The 23,726-nt window shown below is 60.9% G+C and carries 20 protein-coding genes; 14 read left to right on the top strand and 6 right to left on the bottom strand.

From position 1 onward, the window contains the following. The first annotated feature begins 41 nt into the window (after positions 1-41). Both EXW71_RS03135 and uvrA read left to right on the top strand, forming a co-directional pair. Positions 42-1,754, top strand: coding sequence for an ATP-binding protein (locus EXW71_RS03135; RefSeq protein WP_134657543.1), 1,713 nt, complete (start codon positions 42-44; stop codon positions 1,752-1,754). Further along, entirely contained in the window at positions 1,751-4,270 is a 2,520-nt protein-coding gene (uvrA, locus tag EXW71_RS03130) for an excinuclease ABC subunit UvrA (protein WP_134657542.1), read from the top strand. The genes EXW71_RS03135 and uvrA overlap by 4 nt, the downstream gene beginning before the upstream one ends. A gap of 227 nt (positions 4,271-4,497) precedes the next feature. Here uvrA and tkt read toward each other — a convergent pair whose 3' ends face one another. Next, a complete protein-coding gene (gene tkt, locus EXW71_RS03125; RefSeq protein WP_134657541.1) occupies positions 4,498-6,552 on the bottom strand; it encodes a transketolase in 2,055 nt (684 codons plus the stop codon). Between the two features lie 174 nt (positions 6,553-6,726). On the opposite strand from tkt, the gene EXW71_RS03120 reads away from it, so the two are divergent. Then, on the top strand, positions 6,727-6,951 hold the full coding sequence (locus EXW71_RS03120) for a YdcH family protein (RefSeq protein WP_123718771.1): 225 nt from the start codon (positions 6,727-6,729) through the stop codon (positions 6,949-6,951). Between the two features lie 137 nt (positions 6,952-7,088). Here EXW71_RS03120 and EXW71_RS03115 read toward each other — a convergent pair whose 3' ends face one another. Next, complete coding sequence (locus EXW71_RS03115) at positions 7,089-8,465, bottom strand: VOC family protein (protein ID WP_134657540.1); 1,377 nt, start codon at positions 8,463-8,465, stop codon at positions 7,089-7,091. Between the two features lie 286 nt (positions 8,466-8,751). On the opposite strand from EXW71_RS03115, the gene EXW71_RS03110 reads away from it, so the two are divergent. Together EXW71_RS03110 and EXW71_RS03105 are read left to right on the top strand one after the other, a co-directional pair. After that, on the top strand, positions 8,752-10,161 hold the full coding sequence (locus tag EXW71_RS03110; RefSeq protein WP_123718663.1) for an OprD family outer membrane porin: 1,410 nt from the start codon (positions 8,752-8,754) through the stop codon (positions 10,159-10,161). A gap of 133 nt (positions 10,162-10,294) precedes the next feature. Continuing rightward, the gene (locus EXW71_RS03105) at positions 10,295-12,934 is read left to right on the top strand and encodes a glucosidase (protein WP_134657539.1); all 2,640 of its coding nucleotides are present in this window, start codon (positions 10,295-10,297) and stop codon (positions 12,932-12,934) included. Positions 12,935-12,974: 40 nt separating this feature from the next. Here the strand turns inward: EXW71_RS03105 and EXW71_RS03100 are convergent, their stop codons facing one another. Both EXW71_RS03100 and EXW71_RS03095 read right to left on the bottom strand, forming a co-directional pair. Further along, positions 12,975-13,289 (bottom strand): SCP2 sterol-binding domain-containing protein, encoded by a 315-nt coding sequence (locus tag EXW71_RS03100; RefSeq protein ID WP_027608648.1) that lies wholly within the window; start codon positions 13,287-13,289, stop codon positions 12,975-12,977. A gap of 55 nt (positions 13,290-13,344) precedes the next feature. Beyond that, entirely contained in the window at positions 13,345-14,055 is a 711-nt protein-coding gene (locus tag EXW71_RS03095; RefSeq protein WP_134657538.1) for a histidine phosphatase family protein, read from the bottom strand. A gap of 216 nt (positions 14,056-14,271) precedes the next feature. On the opposite strand from EXW71_RS03095, the gene sohB reads away from it, so the two are divergent. Next, positions 14,272-15,297: a protease SohB gene (gene sohB / locus EXW71_RS03090; RefSeq protein ID WP_134657537.1), complete on the top strand. Its 1,026-nt coding sequence runs from the start codon at positions 14,272-14,274 to the stop codon at positions 15,295-15,297. Between the two features lie 359 nt (positions 15,298-15,656). After that, positions 15,657-17,225 (top strand): TerC family protein, encoded by a 1,569-nt coding sequence (locus EXW71_RS03085; RefSeq protein WP_134657536.1) that lies wholly within the window; start codon positions 15,657-15,659, stop codon positions 17,223-17,225. On the opposite strand, the gene EXW71_RS03080 is transcribed toward EXW71_RS03085, so the two are convergent. Together EXW71_RS03080 and EXW71_RS03075 are read right to left on the bottom strand one after the other, a co-directional pair. Then, positions 17,182-17,538, bottom strand: a complete 357-nt coding sequence (locus EXW71_RS03080; protein WP_134657535.1) for a co-chaperone YbbN — start codon at positions 17,536-17,538, stop codon at positions 17,182-17,184. The genes EXW71_RS03085 and EXW71_RS03080 overlap by 44 nt on opposite strands. 91 nt (positions 17,539-17,629) lie before the next feature. Continuing rightward, positions 17,630-17,878, bottom strand: coding sequence for a hypothetical protein (locus EXW71_RS03075; RefSeq protein WP_123718658.1), 249 nt, complete (start codon positions 17,876-17,878; stop codon positions 17,630-17,632). 331 nt (positions 17,879-18,209) lie between these two features. Between EXW71_RS03075 and EXW71_RS03070 the strand changes: the two genes are divergently transcribed. From EXW71_RS03070 to EXW71_RS03040, 7 genes are all read left to right on the top strand, one after another. Continuing rightward, positions 18,210-19,058, top strand: coding sequence for a transporter substrate-binding domain-containing protein (locus tag EXW71_RS03070; protein ID WP_123718657.1), 849 nt, complete (start codon positions 18,210-18,212; stop codon positions 19,056-19,058). Between the two features lie 52 nt (positions 19,059-19,110). Then, the gene (locus tag EXW71_RS03065; RefSeq protein WP_123718656.1) at positions 19,111-19,773 is read left to right on the top strand and encodes an amino acid ABC transporter permease; all 663 of its coding nucleotides are present in this window, start codon (positions 19,111-19,113) and stop codon (positions 19,771-19,773) included. Positions 19,774-19,783: 10 nt separating this feature from the next. Next, entirely contained in the window at positions 19,784-20,446 is a 663-nt protein-coding gene (locus tag EXW71_RS03060; RefSeq protein WP_123718655.1) for an amino acid ABC transporter permease, read from the top strand. Further along, entirely contained in the window at positions 20,443-21,225 is a 783-nt protein-coding gene (locus EXW71_RS03055; protein ID WP_134657534.1) for an amino acid ABC transporter ATP-binding protein, read from the top strand. The genes EXW71_RS03060 and EXW71_RS03055 overlap by 4 nt, the downstream gene beginning before the upstream one ends. A 15-nt stretch (positions 21,226-21,240) precedes the next feature. Beyond that, the gene (locus EXW71_RS03050) at positions 21,241-21,630 is read left to right on the top strand and encodes a RidA family protein (protein ID WP_123718653.1); all 390 of its coding nucleotides are present in this window, start codon (positions 21,241-21,243) and stop codon (positions 21,628-21,630) included. A gap of 107 nt (positions 21,631-21,737) precedes the next feature. Further along, positions 21,738-22,502, top strand: a complete 765-nt coding sequence (locus EXW71_RS03045; RefSeq protein WP_134657533.1) for an IclR family transcriptional regulator — start codon at positions 21,738-21,740, stop codon at positions 22,500-22,502. A 9-nt stretch (positions 22,503-22,511) separates the two neighbouring features. After that, complete coding sequence (locus tag EXW71_RS03040; protein WP_134657532.1) at positions 22,512-23,720, top strand: amino acid deaminase; 1,209 nt, start codon at positions 22,512-22,514, stop codon at positions 23,718-23,720. Positions 23,721-23,726: the final 6 nt, after the last annotated feature.

The raw sequence follows: 23,726 nt of genomic DNA, 5'->3' as shown, positions 1-23,726 counted from the left end.
CCAAACCTGGTCGATGTTCTCTTTTCGTACTGAGTCAACCCATGCAATTTTTATCCAACCCTCATGGCTGCGATGGCTGGGCCGGTGAAATGGCACGGCGGATTCGCCTGTTTGACTGGTCAACCACCGACCTGGGCCCCATAGACTCTTGGTCCACCAGCCTGGCCTGCACCGTGCAAATGATGTTGGCCTCGCCGGTGCCGATGGTGATGCTGTGGGGGCGGGCGGGGTACATGATCTACAACGACAGCTATTCGGTATTTGCCGGTGGCCGCCATCCGTACCTGCTGGGCACGCCCGTGGAGTTGGGTTGGCCGGAAGTCGCTGATTTCAACCGGCATGTGGTGGACACCTGCCTGGCGGGCGGGACCTTGTCATTCAACAACAAGGACCTGGTGTTGCTGCGCAATGGTAAACCGGAGACGGTCTGGCTGGACCTGTATTACAGCCCGGTTGCCGGCGATAACCAGCAACCGGCCGGCGTGCTGGCGATTGTGGTGGAGACCACCGAACTGGTGAAGTCCGAGCAGGTGCGCCAGGAACTCACCCACAACCTGGAACAGCGCGTAGCTGCTGAAGTGCAGGCACGCTCCGCCGCCGAGGAGCAACTGCGCCAGTCGCAGAAACTCGAAGCCATTGGTGGCCTGACCGGCGGCGTGGCCCATGACTTCAATAACTTGCTGCAGGTGATCGCCGGCAACCTGCACCTGCTGGCCCGGCATGAGCCGGATAATGCCCATGTGCAACGCCGCGTCAATGCGGCCATTGCCGCCGTAGAGCGCGGCGCCAAGCTGTCGGCGCAACTGCTGGCCTTCGCCCGTCGCCAGCCGTTGTCGCCGGCGGTGTACAACCCACAGCGTATCTACGCCGGCTTGGGCGAACTGCTGCAACGGGCGCTCGGCGAAACCATCCATATTGATGTGCAGATGCCCCGGGATGCCTGGTTCATCAACGTCGACCGCAACCAGCTGGAAAATGCGCTGCTCAACCTGGCAATCAATGCCCGGGATGCCATGCAAGGCGAGGGTGTGATCCGCATCACCGGCGAGAACATCATCCTCAACCCCGCCGACTGCGCCGGCAAAAGCATCAAGCCCGGCGAGTATGTGCGCCTGGCGGTCAGCGACACCGGCGTGGGCATGCCCCCGGAAGTGCTCAAGCGCGTCTTCGAACCGTTTTTCACCACCAAGCGCGAAGGCCAGGGCACTGGGCTGGGATTGAGCATGGTGTTCGGCTTCGTGCGTCAAAGCGGTGGCCATGTGGAGATGTGGAGCGAGGAGGGCAAGGGCTCGGTGGTGCAGATGTATTTTCCCCATAGCCTTGAGCCGGAAAGCCTGGATACACACGATGAGCTGGTGCTGCACGACGGCGGGCAGGAGACCATCCTGGTGGTGGAAGACAATGAAGGCGTGCGCCTGACGGTCGTCGAATTGCTCGAGCAATCGGGCTACACCGTGCTGACGGCCGAAGACGGTGACCGGGCGATGCAGGCATTGCAGAGCGGTGTGCAGCCGGACCTGATTTTCACTGACGTGGTGATGCCCGGTCGGGTCAAAAGTACCGACCTGGCCGACTGGGCCAAGGCGCAGCAGCCTCCGGTGCCGGTGCTGTTCACCTCCGGCCACACCCGCGACATCCTCTCCAGCAATCATTTGCTGAGCCCCGACATTCACCTGCTGAGCAAACCCTACAGCCCCGATGCCCTGACGCAACGGGTGCGCACGGTGCTCACCACCCGACAAGGTTGTCCATGACGTCACAGCACAAGACTCCCAGGCTTTTTGCCGAACAGGTTGGCTTCGTCCGGGTGCGTGGCGCTCGCGAACATAACCTGCGCAATGTCGATGTGGACATTCCCCGGGACGCCCTGGTGGTGTTCACGGGCGTATCCGGCTCCGGCAAGTCGTCCCTGGCATTTTCCACGGTGTATGCCGAGGCTCAGCGCCGCTACTTCGAGTCAGTGGCACCGTATGCACGGCGCCTGATTGATCAGGTCGGCGTACCGGATGTGGACAGCATCGAGGGCCTGCCCCCGGCCGTGGCCCTGCAACAGCAACGTGGCACGCCGAGTGCGCGTTCATCGGTGGGCAGCGTGACCACGCTGTCGAGCCTGATCCGCATGTTGTACTCCCGCGCCGGCAGCTACCCGCCCGGGCAGGCAATGCTGTACGCCGAAGACTTTTCGCCGAACCTGCCCCAGGGTGCCTGCCCGCAATGCCACGGCCTGGGCCGCGTGTATGAGGTGACCGAGGCGCTGATGGTGCCCGATCCCTCGCTGACCATCCGCCAGCGTGCGGTAGCGTCCTGGCCGCTGGCGTGGCAGGGCCAGAACCTGCGCGACATCCTGGTGACGCTGGGCTACGACGTCGATATTCCCTGGCGTGACCTGCCGAAAAAACAGCGCGACTGGATTTTGTTCACCGAGGAAACCCCGACCGTACCGGTGTACGCCGGCTTCACCCCCGAACAGACCCGCGATGCCCTCAAGCGCAAGCTGGAGCCGAGCTATCAGGGCACCTTCAGTGGTGCGCGGCGCTACATTCTGCATACCTTCACCCACACCCAAAGCGCGCTGATGAAAAAGCGCGTCTCGCAGTTCATGCAGGGCAGCGCCTGCCCATCGTGCGATGGCAAACGGCTGAACCAGGCGGCGCTGTCGGTGAAGTTTGCCGGGGTGGATATCGGTGAGTTGTCGCAGTTGTCGTTGTCCCGGTTGGCCGAGCTGTTGCGCCCGGTAGCGGCGGGGCAGGACAAGATGAAACTGTCGGTGGAAAAGCGCCTGGCTGCCCAGCGCATCGCCGAGGATCTGCTGGAGCGGGTCAGCACCTTGATCGAATTGGGCCTGGGCTATCTGTCCCTGGAGCGCAGCACACCGACCCTGTCGTCCGGTGAGTTGCAGCGCCTGCGCCTGGCGACTCAATTGGGTTCGCAGTTGTTCGGTGTGATCTATGTGCTGGATGAGCCTTCGGCCGGCTTGCACCCGGCGGATGGCGAAGCATTGTTCACCGCATTGGAGCGCTTGAAGGCCGCGGGCAATTCGTTGTTCGTGGTGGAGCACGACCTGGAAACCATGCGCCGCGCCGACTGGTTGATCGACGTAGGCCCGGCGGCCGGCGAACACGGTGGGCAGGTGCTGTACAGCGGGCCGCCTGCCGGTTTGGCCGAGGTGCAGGCGTCGCAGACCCGTGAGTATCTGTTCGCCGAACGGCGCGCGCCGAGTCAGCCGCGCCGTGAGCCCAGCGGCTGGCTGAAACTCGAAGGTGTGACACGCAACAACCTCAACGAGCTGGACGTGGATTTCCCCCTGGGCTGCTTCACGGCGGTGACCGGTATTTCCGGCTCGGGTAAATCCAGCCTGGTCAGCCAGGCGCTGCTGGAACTGGTGGGCATGGGCCTGGGCCGCGTGGTGGAAAACGACGAAGAACCGAGCCTGGAAGATGACACACCGCAAGCGAGCGGCGGCCGCATTGCCGGCGGGCTGGAACACATTCGCCGCCTGGTGCAGGTGGATCAGAAACCTATCGGTCGCACCCCGCGTTCCAACCTGGCGACCTACACCGGGCTGTTCGACAACGTGCGCAAACTCTTCGCTGCCACGCCGGCCGCGAAGAAGCGTCATTACGATGCCGGACAGTTTTCCTTCAACGTCGCCAAGGGCCGCTGCCCGAACTGCGAAGGCGAAGGCTTTGTCAGCGTCGAGTTGTTGTTCATGCCCAGCGTATACGCGCCGTGCCCGACGTGCCATGGCGCACGCTACAACCCGGAGACCCTGGCGATTCAGTGGCAGGGCTTGAACATCGCCCAGGTGCTGGGGCTGACGGTGGAGCAGGCGGTGGACGTGTTTGCCGAGCAGCCAGGGGTGTTGCGTTCCTTGCAGGTGCTGCGGGATATCGGCCTGGGCTATTTGCGCCTGGGCCAGCCGGCGACGGAGTTATCGGGCGGCGAAGCGCAACGCATCAAACTGGCGACCGAGTTGCAACGCAATGCCCGGGGCGCCACCTTGTATGTGCTGGATGAGCCGACCACCGGGCTGCATCCGCGGGATGTCGACCGGTTGCTCAGCCAACTGAATCAGTTGGTGGATGCAGGGCACACAGTAGTTGTGGTGGAACATGAAATGCGCGTGGTGGCCCAGAGTGATTGGGTGATCGATATCGGACCAGGGGCGGGGGATCAAGGTGGGCGTGTGGTGGCTTGCGGTACGCCGCAGAAAGTCGCCAGGAGCAAGACCAGCCGTACCGCACCTTTCCTGGCACGGGAACTCGCCTGACGTCGCCGTCTGTAGGAGCGGTGTCCCTAATGCCAGTCAGTTAGGGGTGAACGCTGTATGTGTGGCGAGGGAGCTTGCTCCCGTTGGGCCGCGAAGCGGCCCCGCTCTTTGTTTACAAAGAATGGGACTGCTGCGCAGTCCAACGGGAGCAAGCTCCCTCGCCACAGGTTACTTTTTAGCCTTTCTTCTTCTTAACTGACTGGCATCAGGCGGTGTCCCGCCCAATTTCAGCGTTGCGCCAGTTGGATCTGCTGCTTGGCCAGTTTCACCACATTCTCCACCGTAAACCCGAACTTCTCCTGCAACTTGGCCAACGGCGCCGAAGCCCCGAAGCTGTTCATCACCACTTTGGCCCCGGTCTGCCCGACATAGCGGTCCCAACCCAGGGGGCCTGCCTGTTCCATCGCTACCCGAGCCTTCACCGCGGGTGGCAACACAGAGTCGCGATAGCGTTGGTCCTGTTCTTCAAACAGTTCCCAGCTGGGCATTGAAACCACCTGCGCGGCAATGCCTTCGCTTTTCAACTGCTCATAGGCCGCCACCGCAAGGCTGACTTCACTGCCGGTCGCCAATAGCAGGACTTCGGGATGGTCTGCGCCCGCCAGCACATAAGCGCCCTTGGCCGCGCCCGAGGCGCTTGCATACTGCGTACGGTCCAGGGTCGGCAGGGCCTGGCGCGACAGCACCACGCAGCTGGGCCTGTGGGTTTGCGCCAGGGCAACCTTCCACAGTTCCAGGGTTTCATTGGCGTCGCCGGGGCGCAGGGTCAGCAAGCCCGGCGTGGCCCGCAATTGCGTGAGGTGCTCGATGGGCTGGTGCGTCGGCCCGTCTTCGCCCACGCCGATCGAGTCGTGGGTAAACACGAACACCACCGGCAACTCCATGATCGCCGCCAGACGGATCGGCGGTTTCATGTAATCGCTGAACACCAGGAACGTCGAGGTGTAGGGCCGCAGGTACGAGAGCGCCATGCCGTTGGCGATGGCGCCCATGGCGTGTTCACGAATACCAAAATGCAGGTTGCGCCCGCTGTAGTCGGCGGCGCTGAAACGCCCGGCGCCGTCAAAGGTGAGGTTGGTCTTGGTCGAGGGCGACAAATCCGCCGAACCGCCGAGCAGCCAAGGGATGTGTTGGGCAAAAGCGTTCAGCACCTCGCCGCCCGACGCCCGGCTGGCGACGCCCTTGGCATCCGCCGCGAAGTCCGGCAGGTCGGCCTGCCACTGTGCGGGCATTTCCCCGGCGCGCATGCGTTTGAGTTCGTCGGCCAACTGCGGGTCAAGCTGGGACAGGGTCTGGTTCCATTGGCTGAACAAAGGTTCGGCGCGTTCGAGCAGCGCGTCGCGCAACGCCGTACGCGCTTCATCGGGCACCAGGAAGCTGGAGTCCTGCGGCCAGCCATAGGCGGCCTTGGTCAGGCGGATTTCTTCTTCACCCAATGGTTCGCCATGGGCGGCGGCCGTGTTGTGTTTGTGGGGCGAGCCATAGCCGATCACGCTGTCGACCACGATCAGGGTCGGCGCGCCGGTGTTGGCCTGGAAGGTCGCCAACGCCGTACTCAGTGCCTGCAGATCATTGGCATCGGTGACGTGCAGGGTGTGCCACCCATACGCCTGGAAGCGCTTGATCACATCCTCGCTGAACGCCAGCTCAGTGTGGCCCTCGATGCTGATGGTGTTGTTGTCGTAGATCCAGCACAGGTTATCCAGCTTCAAGTGTCCGGCCAGCGACGCCGCTTCGCCGCTGATGCCCTCCATCATGTCGCCGTCACCACACAGGGTGTAGACGTTGTAATCGAACAGCACCTGGCCGTCACGATTGAAACGCTTGGCCAGCCAGCGTTCGGCCATGGCCATGCCCACGCTGTTGGCGCAGCCCTGGCCGAGCGGGCCGGTGGTGGTTTCCACACCGGTGGTCATGCGGTATTCGGGGTGCCCTGGGGTCTTGGAGCTCATCTGCCGGAACTGCTTGATATCGTCCAGGCTGATCGCCGGCGCCCCGGAGCGTTGGCCGTGGGCATCGATCTCGACCACACCGGCCAGGTGCAGCAGCGAATACAGCAACATCGACGCATGCCCCACCGACAACACAAACCGGTCACGGTTGGGCCAGTCGGGTTGCTCCGGGTGATAACGCAGGAAGCGACTCCACAAGGTATAGCCCACCGGGGCCAGGCCCATCGGCGTGCCGGGGTGGCCGGAATTGGCCTTCTGTACAGCGTCCATGGCCAGGGTGCGAATCGTGTTGATGCACTGGGTGTCGACAGTGGTGGCAGCGTGATTCATGAACCGGTCTCCCTCGGGTAGCGATCTAAAGTGGAGGGCAGGGCTTGGCAAAGGTTTGATTGCATTGCCCGTCTTGCGACGAACGGGGCCATATTGATCTCGAGCATGACAAGACCCTGCGCAATGGGCTAGTTTCAAGAGCGTAGGCCATTGATCAACGTGCAGAGGTACGCCATGCCAGTGAAACACGACTTGATTCAGGACTTGGGTAAAAGCAAGGAAGAGGTTCACCAACGTAGGGCGAGCGATAAGCGCCTGGACGTGCTGTTCAGCCAATATGACGTTGCCGACGAGGCGGTGCTGAAAGCGGAATCGGCCAGTGCCAGCGATGAGCAGGTGGAGGTGCTGAAGAAGAAGCGGTTGTTGATCAAAGACGAAATTGCGCAACGGCTGGCGTAGGAACGACGGCAATATTTATTCAGAATTGTCTCAGGGACAGACGGCGTTTTACTGCCTATGATGCCCCCCGTCCTCCCGGCTCTGGGGATTCTTGCAGCGCATGGAATGCGCAGCTGAGCCGGGCGGGCACCCCCCTTTCAATCCAGTAGTGTTTTCAGGCATTCGTCGATGGAACGCTGCTGCGTCGCTTCATAGAGCTTCAATTCATCAATCGTCTCACGCCCCAGCGCCTGTTCGAACTGCGCCCGGTTGGAATTCGCAGCGTAGTGACTTTGCGCTGCGTCCCCCAGATTCGACTGGAAAATCCCTGCCGCACTCACCGGTAGAAAATCTTCATATACCAACGGTTCCACGGCCACATGGCCGGCTGCGATCAATGCGTCCAGCGCCTGCGGTTGATCGGCGTGGCCGCGGGCCGCCAAGCCCTGTTCGGTGGCGAAGTAGCGAAAATACGCCAGGCCTTGTTCACGCATCTGTTCATGGTCGTCGGGGAACGCCTGGAAGTGCTGCTCCATCAACGCGACATAACGCGCGGCGTTGCCTTCATTGGGGAACGCGCCCAACGCGTCGCGGGCGGCATTCAGCAGCTGGTCGTACAGGGCGCGGCCTTTGGGCGTCAGGGCGACACCGCGTTGTTCGATTTCACCGAAGCGTGCGCTGTGGCTGCCCTGGGCATCGGTGAAGGCGATGGGTTCGTCGAGCGCCTTGAAGCTGGTCTGGCGCAGCAGTATCGGGCAGCGGCGGCGGGGCGGGCCTTCGATCACGGCCTTGGGGGTGATGCCTTTGCCAGGCATGGCGGCCTGCACCTGATCGATATCCAGCGTGCGCGGTGTCAGGTGATTGATATGCGGGCCTTTGAACGCCACGACATCGGCGATCAGCCGGTGCTGGTCGCTCAATTGCTGGTATTGCGCAGCGGTGACCGTGGCGGTGTGGTGCCAGCGGAAGGTTTCCAGGGCCTGGCGGATAAATTCATCGGCGTCCTGAGCGTTGAGCCCACCGTCCTGTTCAGATTGTTCAATCAGCGCCAGGGCGCCTGGGGTGAAGATCGAGCGTTTGGCCAGGGCGCTTTCAGCGAAGGCGCGCAGGTCGAGGTCTTCAATCAGTTCCAGGCGTAGCAGCGAGGTAAAGACGCGGAACGGGCTGGTTTGCAGCGAGCGTTCATGCACAGCGCGAAAGGCGGTGGAATGCACCGGCACACCGGCGGGCGTCAGGTCGTAATACCCCACGGGTTGCATGCCCATCACTGCAAACAGGCGGCTGATGGTTGCCAATTCTTCGGCAGTGCCCAGGCGAATAGCACCGTGGCGTTCCATGTCCAGGCGGTCAATTTCTGCGGTGCGGCGTAACTGCCGGGCCAGGTCCGAATCGTTGTTCAACACCCGGCTGTTGGTCTCGGCCACCAGCGCCATCAAGGCGCCGTACAGCGGAACTTCATCTCGGTACATGTCCGACATGGCTTTGGAAAAACCCTTGCGGATCTCGTCTGGGCTGACATGCACGGCGCTGGGCATAAAAAAATTCCTGAACACGATGGAGAGGGGCGTGGCCTTTGCCTGGATTTTGTTGGGCTGGGTGCTGGCGCGCAAACGAAGAATCTTCAGGACTTCATTCTGCGAATGAATGACGTGACGTAAATATTACAAAAATGGCATCAGCGAAATTTCATTTTCCGCCGACTTTTCTAACAAATTCTTCACGAGGTGCGCTCGTGGCCTCATGAAACAATCGTCACGTTTGTAGGGATGAAAGCTGTTCTGCACGCCGGATAATTAAAAATAGATTTAGGGGCCATCATTCATGAAAATTTCTACACTGGCGTTATCCATCACCGCCGCGTTGCTGGCACAGCAAGCGAGCGCCGATGATTTTGGTCTTGGCTCTCTGGGTACAGGCAACGGGCACAGTGGCTTCCTTGAAGACAGCCATGCGTCCGTCAGTTCGCGGACCATGTACTACAGCGCCGATAACCGCTCGGGGACCAGCAACGATCTGCGCGAAGCCGCGACATTACTGCGTTTTGACTACAAATCCGGCTACACGCAAGGCACCCTCGGCGTCGGTTTCGACGTGATGGCCTTCGGCGCGTTGCGCCTGGACGGTGGCGATGGCCACGCCGCGGGCCCAGGCCTGGCGGGTAACGGCAACAGCTTTTTCCCAACCAAGAACAACGGTACCGAACCGGCCGACGCCTTCAGTCGTGCCGCGGGCAATGTGAAGTTCCGCATTTCCCAGACCGAGTTGCATGTGGGTGGCGGCTTGGCGCCGGTGTTGCCTATCCTGGTCTCCAACGACAGTCGCGTGGCGCCGCAGACCTTTGACGGCGGCATCCTCACCTCCAACGATATCCCGAACGTGAGCATCACCGCCGGTGAGTTGAACAAGGCCGAGGGGCGGGCGTCGAGCAACTCCACCGGCCTGAGCGTGGCCGGTGGCACGCGTGACAGTGACAGCTTCAAATTCGGCGGGTTTGACTACAAGCCGTTTGGCTCCTCCGACAACGCCATCGCTAAAAACCTGACGTTGCAGTACTACTACGCCAACTTGGAAAACTTCTACAAACAGAACTATTTCGGTCTGGTCCACGTGCTGCCCATTGGCAACGATCAATCGTTCAAGACTGACCTGCGCTATTTCGACAGCAGCAGCGACGGCAAGAACGGTGAGGCCGGCTACGCGTTCAACAACAATGGCGGCTACGCCAGGCACGCCGGCGAAGTGGACAACAAAACCTACAGCGCCGCGTTCACCTACCAGTTGGGCGGCAGCAGCCTGATGCTCGGCCACATTGGCGTGAGCGATGATGGTGGCTTTGTCTGGGTCAACCAGGGCAGCATCGCCGACCCGAACCCACAGGGCGCGGGCGGCAGCGACTTCTACCTGTTCACCGACGCCGTGGTCGGCCAGTTTTCCCGTGCCGGCGAACAGGTCAACTTCGGTCAGTACTCCTATGACTTCAAGGCCCTCGTGCCTGGCCTGAAAGCGTCCGTGGCTTATCTGGACGGTACCGGCATCAAGTCCAAAGTCGCCGGCGGCGCCGACCAGAAGGAAAACGAAACGGACCTGCGCCTGGACTACGTGGTACAGGAAGGCCCGCTGAAAGGCTTTGGCACCACCTTGCGCACCGGTACTTACCACGGGCACAACACCGGTACGCCGGATCAGGACCAGACGCGGCTGATCTTCAACTATACGTACGCGATCTTCTAAGAACGCGCTGGGAAAACAGAGGCCGCTTGATAAGCGGCCTCTTTTTTTGGCGGTCATAAAACCAGACTTCATGTGCATCCGGGCGCGGCTGGGCTCTACACTGCCCCTCACTGTGTCAGTGATGGAGGATTCAATGACGGCCATGCCCGCAACCCACATCCTTGAAACCCTGGAAGGCCAGCGCCTGGCGACCCCGGATGCCGAGCGTTGGCGCGAATGGGGCCCTTATCTCAGTGAGCGCCAATGGGGCACTGTGCGTGAAGACTACAGCGCCGACGGTGATGCCTGGGCCTACTTTCCCCACGAGCATGCCCGCAGTCGTGCCTATCGCTGGGGCGAAGACGGCCTGGCCGGGTTCAGCGACAAGGCGCAACGCTGGTGCCTGGGCCTGGCCCTGTGGAACGAGCGGGACGCGATCATCAAGGAGCGCCTGTTCGGCCTGAACAATGCCGAGGGCAACCACGGTGAAGACGTCAAGGAACTGTACTTTTTCGTCGACGGCGTGCCGAGCCATGCCTATATGCGCATGCTCTACAAATACCCCCACGGGGCCTTTCCTTACGACGATCTGATCAGCGAAAACGCCCGGCGCGGTTTGGAGGATGCCGAGTACGAAGTGCTCGATACCGGCGTGTTCGAAGACAACCGCTACTGTGACGTCAGTGTCGAATACGCCAAGCACCAACCCGACGATATCTTCATGCGCGTCACGGTACACAACCGTTCGGACCAGCCGACGCGCTTGCAGGTGTTGCCCCAGCTCTGGGCGCGCAATGACTGGAGCTGGACCGAGGATGCACCCAAGCCACGATTGACCCTGACCGGTGAGCAGGTGCTGGCTTGTCACCGCGAACTGCCCGATCGCCACCTCAGCGCCTGGGGCCAGGAGGGCGTGGAATGGCTGTTCTGCGAAAACGAGACCAACTACCCCAAGCTGGATGGGCTGGCGGCCTCGGGGCCGTTCAAGGATGGCATCAACGATTACGTGGTGGGTGCGCTGCAATCGGCGATTCGCCGTGACAGCGGGACCAAAGTCGCGGCGCGATTTGTCCTTGAGTTAGCGGGTCTGGAAAGCAAGGTCCTGTACCTGCGTTTTGCCCCCACCGACGCGCCCGAGGTCAATGCGCGCAAGCTCTTCGAACAGCGTCGTCAGGAGGCTGATGACTTCTATGGGGCCTTGCAGCGCGGCATCGCCGATGAGGATGCGCGTAATGTGCAACGCCAGGCCCTGGCCGGTCTGCTGTGGTCCAAACAGCTCTACTATTTCGACGTGAACCAATGGCTCGACGGTGACCCGGCCCAACCCGCGCCGCCGCCCGAGCGCCTGCATATCCGCAATACCCATTGGCGGCACCTGTCCAACTTCGACATCCTGTCCATGCCCGACACCTGGGAATACCCGTGGTACGCCTCCTGGGACCAAGGCTTCCAGGCGGTGGCGATCGCGCTGATCGACCCTGGGTACGCCAAGCAACAGCTGCTGCTGTTGGTGAAAGACCGCTTCATGCACCCCAACGGCCAATTGCCTGCCTATGAGTGGCGCTTCGACGACGCCAACCCGCCGGTGCACGCATGGGCCAGTTGGCGGGTCTATCAGCAGGAAAAAGCGTTGACCGGCGTGGGCGACATGGACTTTCTCGAGCGGATTTTCCACAAGCTCCTGTTGAATTTTTCCTGGTGGGTCAACCGCAAGGACGCCGAGGGGCGCAACCTGTTCCAGGGGGGATTCCTCGGCCTGGACAACATCGCCTTGTTCGACCGCTCCGCTGCACTGCCGCCGGGTTACCAATTGGACCAGGCCGACGGTACGGCCTGGGTGGCCGCCTATGCCTTGGACCTGATGCGCATCGGTCTGGAGTTGGCCAAGCGCAATGCGGTGTACGTGGACATCGCCGTGAAGTTTTTCGAGCACTTCCTGTATATCGCCGGCGCGATCAACCGCGTCGACGACAGCGCCGAAGGCTTGTGGGATGAGCAGGACCAGTTTTTCTACGACGTGCTGCACCGCCCCGACGGCCAGAACGAACCGGTGCGCCTGCGCTCCATCGTCGGCTTGATGCCGCTGTTTGCGGTGCTGGTGCTGGAGCAGCGTGAGCATGAAGGCTTGCAAGGTTTGCGCGAGCGCTTGCTGGGGTTCATGAAGCATCGGCCGGACCTGGCCAGGCTGGTGTCACGCTGGAATGAACCGGGGCAGGGCAACCGCTTGTTGCTGGCGTTGTTGCGTGGGGAACGCACCAAGGATCTGTTGCGACGCATGCTCGATGACGATGAGTTCCTCTCGGCGTTTGGCGTGCGTTCTCTGTCCAAGGCATTTGCCGAACAGCCGCTGGCGCTGAAGATGAATGGCGACACCCTTTGCGCGCGCTACCAGCCTGGCGAATCCGATTCACGCCTTTACGGCGGCAACTCCAATTGGCGCGGGCCGTTGTGGATGCCGGTGAACTACATGCTGATTGAGTCGCTGCGCGAGTTTCATCGCTACTACGCGGATAACTTCTCGGTGGAGTACCCGACGGGAAGTGGTTACCTGTCATCCCTGGATGAAGTAGCCGACAGCCTGAGTCAGCGCCTGACCCGTCTGTTCCTGAGGGATGAAAATGGCCTGCGGCCGTCGATGGCGGGGTATGCGCAGCTGGAGGCAGATCCGGCCAGCCGGGATCTGGTGTTGTTCCATGAGTATTTTCATGGAGAAACGGGGCGGGGGTTGGGCGCATCCCATCAGACGGGATGGAGTGCGTTGGTGGCGTTGCTGCTGCAGCCGAACACCGGCTGAATGTGGGAGGGGGGCCTCCCACAATAGCGCTTCAGTGCACTCAGGAAGGGAACAGTTCGCTCAGCTTCATGGCCAGCATCATGTCGCCTTCAGTGCGCAGTTTGCCGCCCATGAATGCCTGCATGCCGTCGGTCTCGCCGCTGACGATGCCTTTCATGGTGTCGCCGTCCATGACCAGGGTCACTTGGGCGTCTGGGTTTTCGCCTTCCAGCAGTTCGCAGGTGTTGTTTTTAACCACCAGCGAGAAGTTCTGGGTGTCATCGATACGGAAACCGAACACCAGGTCCAGGCCGTCGGCGGCAGCTGGGTTGAATTTGGCCTTCATTGCTTCTACGGCTTTAGCTACGTCAGTCATGGTTTCGATCCTTTAGGGTGAGTCCAGTGACCTTGGGGTCACGGTTGGCCGCAGTTCATCGGAAAGTGATGAGCTGCGGCGCCTTCAACAATTGCAAGTGGGTATGACTGTTGAAGGAAGCCAGTGCCACCTCGCGACCGCGGAATTTCAGCTGGTTGAGCGAGGTGTTAACAATTTGCCAGTTCAATTCGAAGGCCTGGGCGGCAGGCATTCGGGTAATCAGGTGGAGCAGGGCGGTGATGGTGCCGCCGGAGGTAAACACGGCGATCTTGTGAGTGTTGTCGGCTGCTTCAAGGATGCGCTGCAGCCCACCCTGGACGCGCTCGACAAATCCCAGCCAGCTTTCCAGCCCCGGTGGGTCGTAGGTGCCGGCCAGCCAACGTTCGATGATCAACGCGAAGATGCGCTGGAATTCGCCGCGGTTCTGCGCGGCATTGCGCAGGATGTCGAGGGCGTGGGGTTCGGCGTCGAGAAGATCGGGAAGCAGGGCGCGGATGATTGCGTCGGCGTCGAACTCGTTGAAGGCGCTGTCGATTTCAAGCGCCGGCACCGGCAGGCCGAGGGCGTCGTACTGTTCGAAGGTGGCGCGGGCGGTGTGCTGCTGGCGACGCAGGTCGCCGGCGATGCAGCGGTCGAATGTCAGGCCCAGGTCGGCCAGGTGACGACCGAGCACTTGAGCTTGTTCCACCCCGACGGGCGACAGGACGTCGTAGTCGTCTGCACCGAAGGAGGCTTGGCCATGTCGAATCAGGTAGATGCTGCCCACGTCCGTTTTCCCGGTACGTTGAAAGTCTGGCGAGGTTATGAGGATGCCTGCGAGCTGTCAATGAAAAAACATACGCTTGTTTTAAAAGTGCGTTAGAGGGCCATTGCTGGCGGTTTGAGCACTGGCCCGAAGGCGGTGCCGTCGGTATGCTGAGGGCATCTGCGCTTGGCGCACATTCAATTAATCGTCCTTGATAATTGTCCTTGAAGGAGCGACATGGATTTTCTGGCTGAATACGCGAGTTTCCTGGCAAAGACCGTCACCCTGGTGGTCGCTATTCTGGTGGTACTGATCAGTTTTGCGGCCCTGCGCAGCAAAGGCCGTCGCAAGTCCGCCGGCCACTTACAGGTCAGCAAGCTCAACGAGTTCTACAAGGGCTTGCGTGAGCGCCTGGAGTCGAGCGTGCTCGACAAAGACCAGCTCAAGGCCCTGCGCAAATCCGAAAGCAAAACCGAAAAGAAAACCAGCAAGAAGAAGCCCGAGGCCAAGCCGCGGGTGTTTGTGCTGGATTTCGACGGCGATATCAAAGCCTCGGCCACCGAGAGCCTGCGCAATGAAATCACTGCGCTGCTGAGCCTGGCCACGCCCAAGGACGAAGTGGTGCTGCGCCTGGAAAGCGGTGGCGGCATGGTGCACAGCTATGGTCTGGCATCGTCGCAATTGGCGCGTATTCGTCAGGCGGGCGTGCCGTTGACCGTGTGTATCGACAAGGTTGCGGCCAGCGGCGGCTACATGATGGCGTGCATCGGCGAGAAGATCATCAGTGCACCCTTCGCCATCCTGGGCTCCATCGGGGTGGTGGCGCAATTACCCAACGTCAACCGCCTGCTCAAGAAGCACGATATCGACTTTGAAGTGCTGACGGCCGGCGAGTACAAGCGCACCTTGACGGTGTTTGGCGAAAACACCGAAAAGGGTCGAGAGAAGTTCCAGGAAGACCTGGACATCACCCATCAGTTGTTCAAGAACTTCGTCTCGCGTTACCGCCCACAGCTGGCGATTGATGAAGTGGCGACCGGAGAAGTGTGGTTGGGTGTCGCAGCCCTCGACAAGCAACTGGTCGACGAGCTGCAGACCAGCGACGAATACCTGGCTACCAAGGCCAAGACCGCCGAGGTGTTCCATTTGCACTATGCCGAGCGTAAAAGCCTGCAGGAACGTGTGGGCCTGGCGGCCAGCGGCTCGGTAGACCGAGTGCTGCTGACCTGGTGGAACCGGTTGACCCAGCAGCGGTTCTGGTAACGTGTTCTGAGCCTGCAGACGGTACGTTGAGGGAGCAAGCCTGCTCCCTCATTGGGTGGGTGGTGATTGCGTTACAGGGCTGCGAAGCGTCGTCATGGTTGTCGCTGAGCCGCCATTACAGATCTTGTAATAGTTTTGCGTTGTAGGAATTTTGCGCTCCGAATGTACGATTCAAGTCCTTTTGTTATTTCAGGACTTGCATGAACACCCTCTCGGAGCCCCCCAGTCGTCTTTCCCCAAGACAACCGCTGCCGCTGTTCCCGCTGAAGCACCCCGTATTCCGCCTCTTGACCTTGCCCGGTCCATCGACCGCGTATTGCCGTGCCCGGCCTTCTGAACATGCTCAAGAGACTCTGTAAATGGAATGGTTAGCGGACCCCACGGCCTGGCTCGGCCTGTTGACGTTGATTGTGCTGGAACTGGTGCTGGGTATCGACAACCTGGTGTTTATCGCGATCCTGGCCGACAAGCTGCCGCCGGAGCAACGCGACCGTGCACGATTGATCGGCCTGTCCCTGGCGTTGCTGATGCGCTTGGGCTTGCTGGCGAGTATTTCCTGGTTGGTGACCCTCACCCAGCCGCTGTTCGAGGTGTTCGGCAAGAGCTTCTCGGGCCGTGACCTGATCATGCTGTTGGGAGGCGTGTTCCTGTTGTTCAAGGCCACCATGGAATTGCACGAACGCCTGGAAGGCCATGTGGCCCAGCGCACGGGCAATGCCGCCTATGCGATGTTCTGGCCGATCGTGGCGCAGATTGTGGTGCTCGACGCGGTGTTCTCCCTCGACGCGGTGATTACCGCCGTGGGCATGGTTGACGAATTGGCCGTGATGATGATCGCGGTGATCGTCTCCATCGGGCTGATGATTGTGGCGAGCAAACCGCTGACCCGCTTCGTCAACACGCACCCCACCGTGATCATGTTGTGCCTGGGCTTCTTGATGATGATTGGGTTTGCCCTGACGGCCGAGGGTTTGGGCTTCCATATTCCGAAAGGTTACCTGTATGCGGCGATCGGTTTCTCGATCCTGATCGAACTGTTCAACCAGATTGCCCGTGCCCGTCGCAAGAAGTCGGCGCAAGGCACGCTGCCGGTTCGTCAGCGTACCGCCCATGCGGTCATGCGCTTGTTGGGTGGCCGCAGCCTGGCCGTAGAAGGCATGGATGACGATGTGGCTGATTTGTTGGGGGAGTCGGACGCTACCCAAGGTCCGTTGTTTGACCGACGCGAGCGCGTGATGATCAGCGGTGTGCTGCAACTGGCCGAGCGGCCGATCCGCACGTTGATGACGCCTCGGGCCAAGGTCGACTGTATAGACCTGGCGGACGATCCCGACACGACTCGCCTGAAATTGATGCATTCGTCCTACTCGCGCTTGCCGTTGATCCGCCACGGTGCTGTGGATGAACCGCTGGGCTTTGTGCACAAGAAGGAGTTGCTCAAGGAATACCTGGCCGGCAACCAACCTGACCTTGAGCACCTGGCACGCCGTGCGATCAACTTGCTGGAGAGTTTTTCGATCCTCAACGCCCTGGAGCAGATGCGTCAGGAATCGACCCACATTGCCTTCGTGATCAACGAATTCGGCGATTTCATGGGGGTGTTGAGCATGACCGACATTCTGGAGTCCATTGCCGGCGAATTGCCCGATGCCAGCGAAATCGAAGGGCCGGACATCGTCGAGGAAGGTGATAGCTTTCGGGCCAATGGCGCGTTGACCCTGAGCCTGGTGCGTCAGCGCACCGGCTTCAATGCCGTGGCGACCGAGGATTATCAGACCCTGGCCGGCCTGATGATGAGCCTGCTCGACCGCTTGCCTGCGGTGGGGGACAGCCTGGAGCATGCAGGCTGGCGCTTGACGGTGGCGGCGGTGGAGGAGCGCCGGGTTACGCAGGTTCGCCTGATACCCCTGGTTGGGCATAGCGGCTGAATATCGCTTCGATGGTTTGCTCCTGGGTTTCCCAGGGGCCAAACCCCTTGACGACTTCCTTGAGTTTGCCATCCACATGAGTGACCAGGGTCGGGGTGCCCGTCACCTGCTCAAGCCGCGGGGTGGTTGCCGTATCAAGCACCAGGCTCTTCACCCTGCGCTCATACGCTTTGGCGATGGGCTCAAAAAGCTGCACGGCGCTCGAGCACGCCGGGCAAGTCTCTGAGACAAACAGCAGGAACACCGTTCGGTTCGCGGCCAGTACCGATTGATAGTCCTCATTGCTGCGAATGACGCCTTTAGCGATTCCCATGATGATGTCCCTGTCGGCGGATGGTTTTCGGACCAACGCTAAGCCGAGGGATTTGCCGCGTCTACTGTCAACCTTGACAGGTACCTGCGTCTCACACGTCGCGGTCGCGCTCCAGTCGCTCGCGTTCCTTGCGGGCCTGGCTCGCACATTTGCGGTATTCCTCATTGTCCCGAGAGGCCTTTGCCTTGCGATAGCCGTGGTGATTCTGGCTGGTGTAGTTGGTGTCGAAGGCTTCCTTGAGTTTTTGCAGTTCTTGCGTGCATTCGTGGCGGTCGCTGGCGGCTGAAACGCTGCCGGCGGCCAGAAAGCTGAGCAGAACCAGAATAAGGCTGAGCTTCATCACTGCGGTCCTTGTGGGGCGGGAATCTGCCAAGGCTAGTCCAGCGCAGGGTTTTTTGCACCGGTGTGGGCGCACTCGAAGGGTGCGCGGTAACACGCTGGTGACGCACTCGGTTGGAGCAATCACTGCGTTGTGGGGCATTGGGTAGCAAGAAGATCCTGGGTGCTGGCGCAACGCCTTCTATCGCTATTCAACCAGCGCGCTGATTTATAAAGGATTTATCCCGATCATAGGTTTCTGTTATCGCGTATGGCACACTTTCTGCTGTCTATTCCGTTGTTACAAACCAAGTTCCGGTATAGCGGAATACACAACCCCTGGAGTGCTTGTCATGCATCACCGACCTTCCGTGTTCAAAGCGTGTGTTTTTCTCTTCGCCGCATCGGCTTCCCTCGCAAGCCAAGTGCAGGCGGCGGACAGCAAGCTCGATGGGGTGCTCAAGCGTGGGCATCTCATCGTGGGTACAGGCAGTACCAATGCGCCGTGGCACTTCCAGGGAGCGGATGGCAAGTTGCAAGGTTTTGATATCGACATCGGTCGCATTGTGGCCAAGGGATTGTTCAACGACCCGAGCAAGGTTGAGTTTGTGGTGCAGTCGTCCGATGCCCGTATTCCCAACCTGCTGACCGACAAGGTCGATATGAGTTGCCAGTTCATCACCGTCACCGCCAGCCGTGCACAGCAGGTTGCCTTCACCTTGCCGTACTACCGCGAGGGCGTGGGCCTGCTGTTGCCCAACAACAGCAAGTACAAAGAGATCGAAGACCTACAGGCCGCCGGCGACGGCGTCACCGTGGCCGTGCTGCAAAACGTGTATGCCGAAGAGCTGGTGCACCAGGCACTGCCCAAGGCCAAGGTCGACCAGTACGACAGCGTCGACCTGATGTACCAGGCCGTGAACTCCGGTCGCGCCGATGCCGCCGCCACCGACCAGTCTTCGGTCAAGTACCTGATGGTGCAGAACCCGGGTCGTTATCGCAGCCCGACCTACGCCTGGAGCCCGCAAACCTATGCGTGCGCCGTCAAGCGTGGCGACCAGGACTGGCTGAACTTCGTCAACACCGCGCTGCATGAGGCCATGACCGGCGTGGAGTTCCCGGCCTACAAAGCCTCGTTCAAGCAGTGGTTCGGCGTAGACCTGCCAGAGCCGGCGATTGGTTTCCCTGTTGAATTCAAGTGATGTGTAAACCGGGGGTGCCGTCCACGGCACCCCGTTTCAGGTACTGCCGACCATGAACTATCAGTTGAACTTTGCCGCCGTGTGGCGCGACTTCCCCAGCTTGCTGGCGGGGCTCGGCCTGGGCCTCGAGCTGGCGCTGCTGTCGATCGCCATCGGCTGCGTGATCGGCCTGATGATGGCGTTTGCCATGCTGTCCCGGCACCGTGCGTTGCGTATCTTCGCCTCGGTGTACGTCACGGTGATTCGCAATACGCCGATCCTCGTGCTGATCCTGTTGATCTACTTTGCACTGCCCACGCTCGGGATACGCCTGGATAAAATCCCGTCCTTCATCATCACGCTGTCGTTGTACGCAGGTGCCTACCTCACCGAAGTATTTCGCGCGGGGTTGTTGAATATACCCAAGGGCTTGCGTGAAGCCGGGTTGGCCATTGGTCTGGGTGAGTGGCGCATCCGTGCGTACATCACTGTGCCGGTAATGCTGCGTAACGTGCTGCCGGCGCTGTCGAACAACTTCATTTCGCTGTTCAAGGACACCTCGCTCGCCGCCGCCATCGCGGTACCCGAGCTGACTTACTACGCCCGCAAGATCAACGTCGAAAGCTACCGGGTGATCGAAACCTGGCTGGTCACGACCGCGCTCTACGTGGCGGCCTGTTACCTCATTGCCATGCTGCTCCGTTATCTGGAACAGCGTCTGGCGATCCGTCGTTAAGGAGGTTTCCATGTACGAGTCTCCCAGCTGGTTGCATGAGTTGTGGATCGCCCGGGACACCCTCTGGGCGGGGTTTGAAACCAGCGTGTATTGCTCGGCGCTGGCGATTATTTTCGGCACGCTGATCGGCATCGTCGCCGGGTTGGTCCTGACCTACGGCAAGTTCTGGATGCGTGCGCCGTTTCGTCTGTATGTCGACCTGATCCGCGGTACGCCGGTGTTCGTGCTGGTGCTGGCGTGTTTCTACATGCTGCCGGCCCTCGGCTGGCAAATCACCGCGTTCCAGGCCGGTGCGGTCGGGCTGACGCTGTTTTGCGGTTCTCACGTCTCGGAAATCGTGCGCGGCGCGCTGCAAGCCATTCCTCGTGGGCAACTGGAAGCGGGCAGGGCGATCGGCCTGACGTTCTACCAGTCCCTGGGCTACGTGCTGCTACCTCAGGCGCTGCGCCAGATCCTGCCGACCTGGGTCAATTCCTCCACGGAAATCGTCAAGGCCTCGACCTTGCTGTCGGTGATCGGCGTGGCCGAGTTGCTGCTCAGCACCCAGCAGGTCATCGCACGCACCTTCATGACCCTGGAGTTCTACCTGTTCGCGGGATTTCTGTTCTTTGTCATCAACTACGCCATCGAGTTATTCGGGCGCTACATTGAAAAGCGGGTGGCCTTGCCATGAACCAACCTCAAACCAACCAACCGCTGCTGGACATTCGTGGCCTGCGCAAACAATACGGCCAGGTGGAAGTGCTCAAGGGCGTCGACCTGTCCATGCAGCGCGGTAACGTGGTGACGTTGATCGGCTCCAGCGGTTCGGGCAAGACCACGCTGTTGCGCTGCGTCAACCTGCTGGAAGAGTTCCAGGGCGGGCAGATCACCCTGGACGGCGAGTCTATCGGCTACAGCGAAGTCGCCGGCAAGCGTGTGCGCCACCCCGAGCGCGTCATCGCCCAGCACCGGGCGATGACCGGCATGGCATTCCAGCAATTCAACCTGTTCCCGCACCTGACGGCGTTGCAGAACGTCACCCTTGGCCTGCTCAAGGTCAAGAAGATGGGCAAGGACGAAGCCGTGGCCCTGGCCGAAAAATGGCTGGACCGCGTCGGCCTGCTGGAACGGCGCAACCACTTCCCCGGACAATTGTCGGGCGGCCAGCAGCAGCGGGTGGCGATTGCCCGCGCGATTGCCATGAACCCCAGCTTGATGTTGTTCGATGAAGTCACCTCGGCCCTCGACCCGGAGCTGGTCGGTGAGGTGCTCAGCGTGATCAAGGGCTTGGCGGAAGAGGGCATGACCATGTTGCTGGTCACCCACGAAATGCGCTTCGCCTATGAAGTGTCCGACAAGATCGTATTCATGAACCAGGGCCGCATAGAGGAACAGGGGTCGTCGAAGGACATCTTCGAACGCCCGCAATCGCCGCGCCTGGCCGAATTTTTGAAGAACATCCGTTTTTAATCAGGAGTTATTTTTATGAGCATTACTCGTTACGGCACCGGCAGCACCGCCGGCGGCGGCCAGCCACGTCCTTTTGCGCGTGCGGTGGAAGCGGACGGCTGGCTCTACGTCTCGGGCCAGGTGCCGGCGGTGGACGGTGAAATCATCACGGGCGGCATCGTCGAACAGACCCGCCAGACCATGCGTAACGTGGTGGCAATTCTTGAGGAGGCCGGTTACGAGCTCAAGGATGTGGTGCGGGTTGGCGTATGGCTGGAAGACCCGCGCGATTTCTGGAGTTTCAACAAGGTATTCGGCGAGTACTTCACCCCGGAACACGCTCCGGCGCGTGCCTGTGTGCAGGCCAACATGATGGTCGACTGCAAGGTCGAGATCGATTGCGTGGCGTACAAGAAAAAAGGCTAAATGCCCCGACTCTAAAGAACACCGTAAATCCAACGTGGGAGGGAGCAAGCCCCCTCCCACGGGGAACTGTGTTGATAGCAACATCTTTATCGGGACCGATTACCGCCATGACCGAAGACACCATCAAACGCCGCGCCAAAGGCCTGGACCGTGCATTCGATATCCTCGATTTTCTCAAGGAAGTCGGCCAGCCCCTGCGTCCGAATGATATTGCCAACGGCATCGGCAGCCCCAAGTCCACCGTCTACGAGTTGGTCGCGTCCTTGCTTGAGCGGCGCATCCTGGAGACCGTGGGCAAGGATGGGCACGTCTACCTGGGTCGCCAGCTGTATTTTCTCGGCCAGGCGCACCTGCGTCATTTTGACCTGACCCGCGAGGCTGACCATGCCTTGCAGGAGATCGTCAGGCAGACCCACGAAACTGCGCAGATGTGCCTGCTCAACGGGCGCAAATACACCGTGGCGCTGATGCGCGAAGGCGAGCGGCATTTTCGTATTTCATCGGACATCGGGGAAAACGCGCCGATTCCATGGACCGCGTCCGGGCGTCTGTTGCTCGGGCACCTGAGCGACCAGCAGATCATCGACTTGATCGACCACGACGACTTCATCCTGCCGGACGGCCAGCGCCTGCCGCTGGAGACGTTCCTGGCACAAATCCGTCAGGCCACCCTCGACGGTTTCTTTTCTTTCGATAGTGTCGCCGACACCTTTACGCATTGCTTTGCCGCCCCGGTCAGGGACGCGCAGGGCGTCAGTATCGCGACGCTGTGCATCGTCGCACCGCGTGCCGATGCCATCACCCATTACAACGACTATCGCCGGGTGCTGATCGAAAGCGCCAACAACCTGGCCCGTCGCATCAACGAATAGGAGCATTTCATGTCTGCCATCAACGCTGTTGAAAAGGGCGCCGCCGCGGTGGGTGCCCACCTGGTCCGTGACGTCAGCCTGCCGGCCCTGGTGCTGCATCGCGACGCCCTGGCGCACAACATCCGCTGGATGCAGGCGTTTGTCAGCAACAGCGGCGCCGAGCTTGCGCCCCATGGCAAAACCAGCATGATGCCCGCGCTGTTCCAGCGCCAGATCGAGGCAGGCGCCTGGGGCATCACCCTGGCCAACGCCGTGCAAACCCGTGCCGCCTATGCCGGTGGCGTGCGTCGTGTGTTGATGGCCAACCAACTGGTGGGCGCGCCGAACATGGCGCTGATCGCCGACCTGTTGGCCGATAAGGATTTCGACTTCCACTGCATGGTCGATCATCCGGACAGTGTCGCCGACCTGGGCCTGTTCTTCGCCGCGCGCGGCCTGCGCCTGAACGTGATGATCGAGTACGGCGTGGTCGGCGGCCGTTGCGGTTGCCGCAGCGAGCAGGAGGTGCGTGACCTGGCCAAGGCGATCAAGGCCCAACCAGCGCTGGCACTTACCGGTATCGAAGGTTACGAAGGCGTGATCCACGGCGAGCACGCTATCAGCGGCATCCGCGAGTTCGCCGCCAGCCTGGTGCGCTTGGCGGTGGACCTGCAGGACAACGGTTTTTTCGACCTGCCCAAGCCTATCGTGACGGCTTCCGGTTCGGCCTGGTACGACCTGATCGCCGAGTCTTTCGAAACCCAGAACGCCGCGGGTCGTTTCCTCAGTGTATTGCGTCCGGGCAGCTATGTGGCCCATGACCACGGCATCTACAAAGAGGCACAGTGCTGCGTGCTCGACCGTCGCAGCGACCTCAACGAAGGCTTGCGTCCGGCCCTGGAAGTCTGGGCTCACGTGCAGTCGTTGCCTGAGCCCGGATTTGCGGTGATCGCGCTGGGCAAGCGCGACGTGGCCTATGACGCCGGCCTGCCGGTGCCGCTCAAGCGCTACCAGGCCGGTATTTTGCCGGCACAGGGCGATGATGTGAGCGCGTGCAAGGTTACGGCGGTGATGGACCAGCATGCGTTCATGAGCGTGGCGCCGGGAGTCGAGCTGCGCATCGGTGACATTATTTCGTTCGGGACTTCGCACCCCTGCCTGACGTTCGACAAGTGGCAGGTCGGCTGCCTGGTGGATGAGCAGTTACAGGTCGTCGAGTCCCTGCAAACCCGTTTCTGAGTGTGA

This window comes from Pseudomonas sp. BCA17, from assembly GCF_004519405.1.
Taxonomy (GTDB): Bacteria; Pseudomonadota; Gammaproteobacteria; order Pseudomonadales; family Pseudomonadaceae; genus Aquipseudomonas.
The sequence above is the reverse complement of the archived record's forward strand: the minus strand, read 5'-3'. Positions and strand labels throughout refer to the sequence as shown.

Bases quoted from the DNA above. Each gene is read 5' to 3' on its own strand.
- EXW71_RS03135 (WP_134657543.1), top strand. From the start codon at position 42: ATGCAATTTTTATCCAACCCTCATGGCTGCGATGGCTGGGCCGGTGAA.
- uvrA (WP_134657542.1), top strand. From the start codon at position 1,751: ATGACGTCACAGCACAAGACTCCCAGGCTTTTTGCCGAACAGGTTGGC.
- tkt (WP_134657541.1), bottom strand. From the start codon at position 6,552: ATGAATCACGCTGCCACCACTGTCGACACCCAGTGCATCAACACGATT.
- EXW71_RS03120 (WP_123718771.1), top strand. From the start codon at position 6,727: ATGCCAGTGAAACACGACTTGATTCAGGACTTGGGTAAAAGCAAGGAA.
- EXW71_RS03115 (WP_134657540.1), bottom strand. From the start codon at position 8,465: ATGCCCAGCGCCGTGCATGTCAGCCCAGACGAGATCCGCAAGGGTTTT.
- EXW71_RS03110 (WP_123718663.1), top strand. From the start codon at position 8,752: ATGAAAATTTCTACACTGGCGTTATCCATCACCGCCGCGTTGCTGGCA.
- EXW71_RS03105 (WP_134657539.1), top strand. From the start codon at position 10,295: ATGACGGCCATGCCCGCAACCCACATCCTTGAAACCCTGGAAGGCCAG.
- EXW71_RS03100 (WP_027608648.1), bottom strand. From the start codon at position 13,289: ATGACTGACGTAGCTAAAGCCGTAGAAGCAATGAAGGCCAAATTCAAC.
- sohB (WP_134657537.1), top strand. From the start codon at position 14,272: ATGGATTTTCTGGCTGAATACGCGAGTTTCCTGGCAAAGACCGTCACC.
- EXW71_RS03085 (WP_134657536.1), top strand. From the start codon at position 15,657: ATGGAATGGTTAGCGGACCCCACGGCCTGGCTCGGCCTGTTGACGTTG.
- EXW71_RS03080 (WP_134657535.1), bottom strand. From the start codon at position 17,538: ATGGGAATCGCTAAAGGCGTCATTCGCAGCAATGAGGACTATCAATCG.
- EXW71_RS03075 (WP_123718658.1), bottom strand. From the start codon at position 17,878: ATGAAGCTCAGCCTTATTCTGGTTCTGCTCAGCTTTCTGGCCGCCGGC.
- EXW71_RS03070 (WP_123718657.1), top strand. From the start codon at position 18,210: ATGCATCACCGACCTTCCGTGTTCAAAGCGTGTGTTTTTCTCTTCGCC.
- EXW71_RS03065 (WP_123718656.1), top strand. From the start codon at position 19,111: ATGAACTATCAGTTGAACTTTGCCGCCGTGTGGCGCGACTTCCCCAGC.
- EXW71_RS03060 (WP_123718655.1), top strand. From the start codon at position 19,784: ATGTACGAGTCTCCCAGCTGGTTGCATGAGTTGTGGATCGCCCGGGAC.
- EXW71_RS03055 (WP_134657534.1), top strand. From the start codon at position 20,443: ATGAACCAACCTCAAACCAACCAACCGCTGCTGGACATTCGTGGCCTG.
- EXW71_RS03050 (WP_123718653.1), top strand. From the start codon at position 21,241: ATGAGCATTACTCGTTACGGCACCGGCAGCACCGCCGGCGGCGGCCAG.
- EXW71_RS03045 (WP_134657533.1), top strand. From the start codon at position 21,738: ATGACCGAAGACACCATCAAACGCCGCGCCAAAGGCCTGGACCGTGCA.
- EXW71_RS03040 (WP_134657532.1), top strand. From the start codon at position 22,512: ATGTCTGCCATCAACGCTGTTGAAAAGGGCGCCGCCGCGGTGGGTGCC.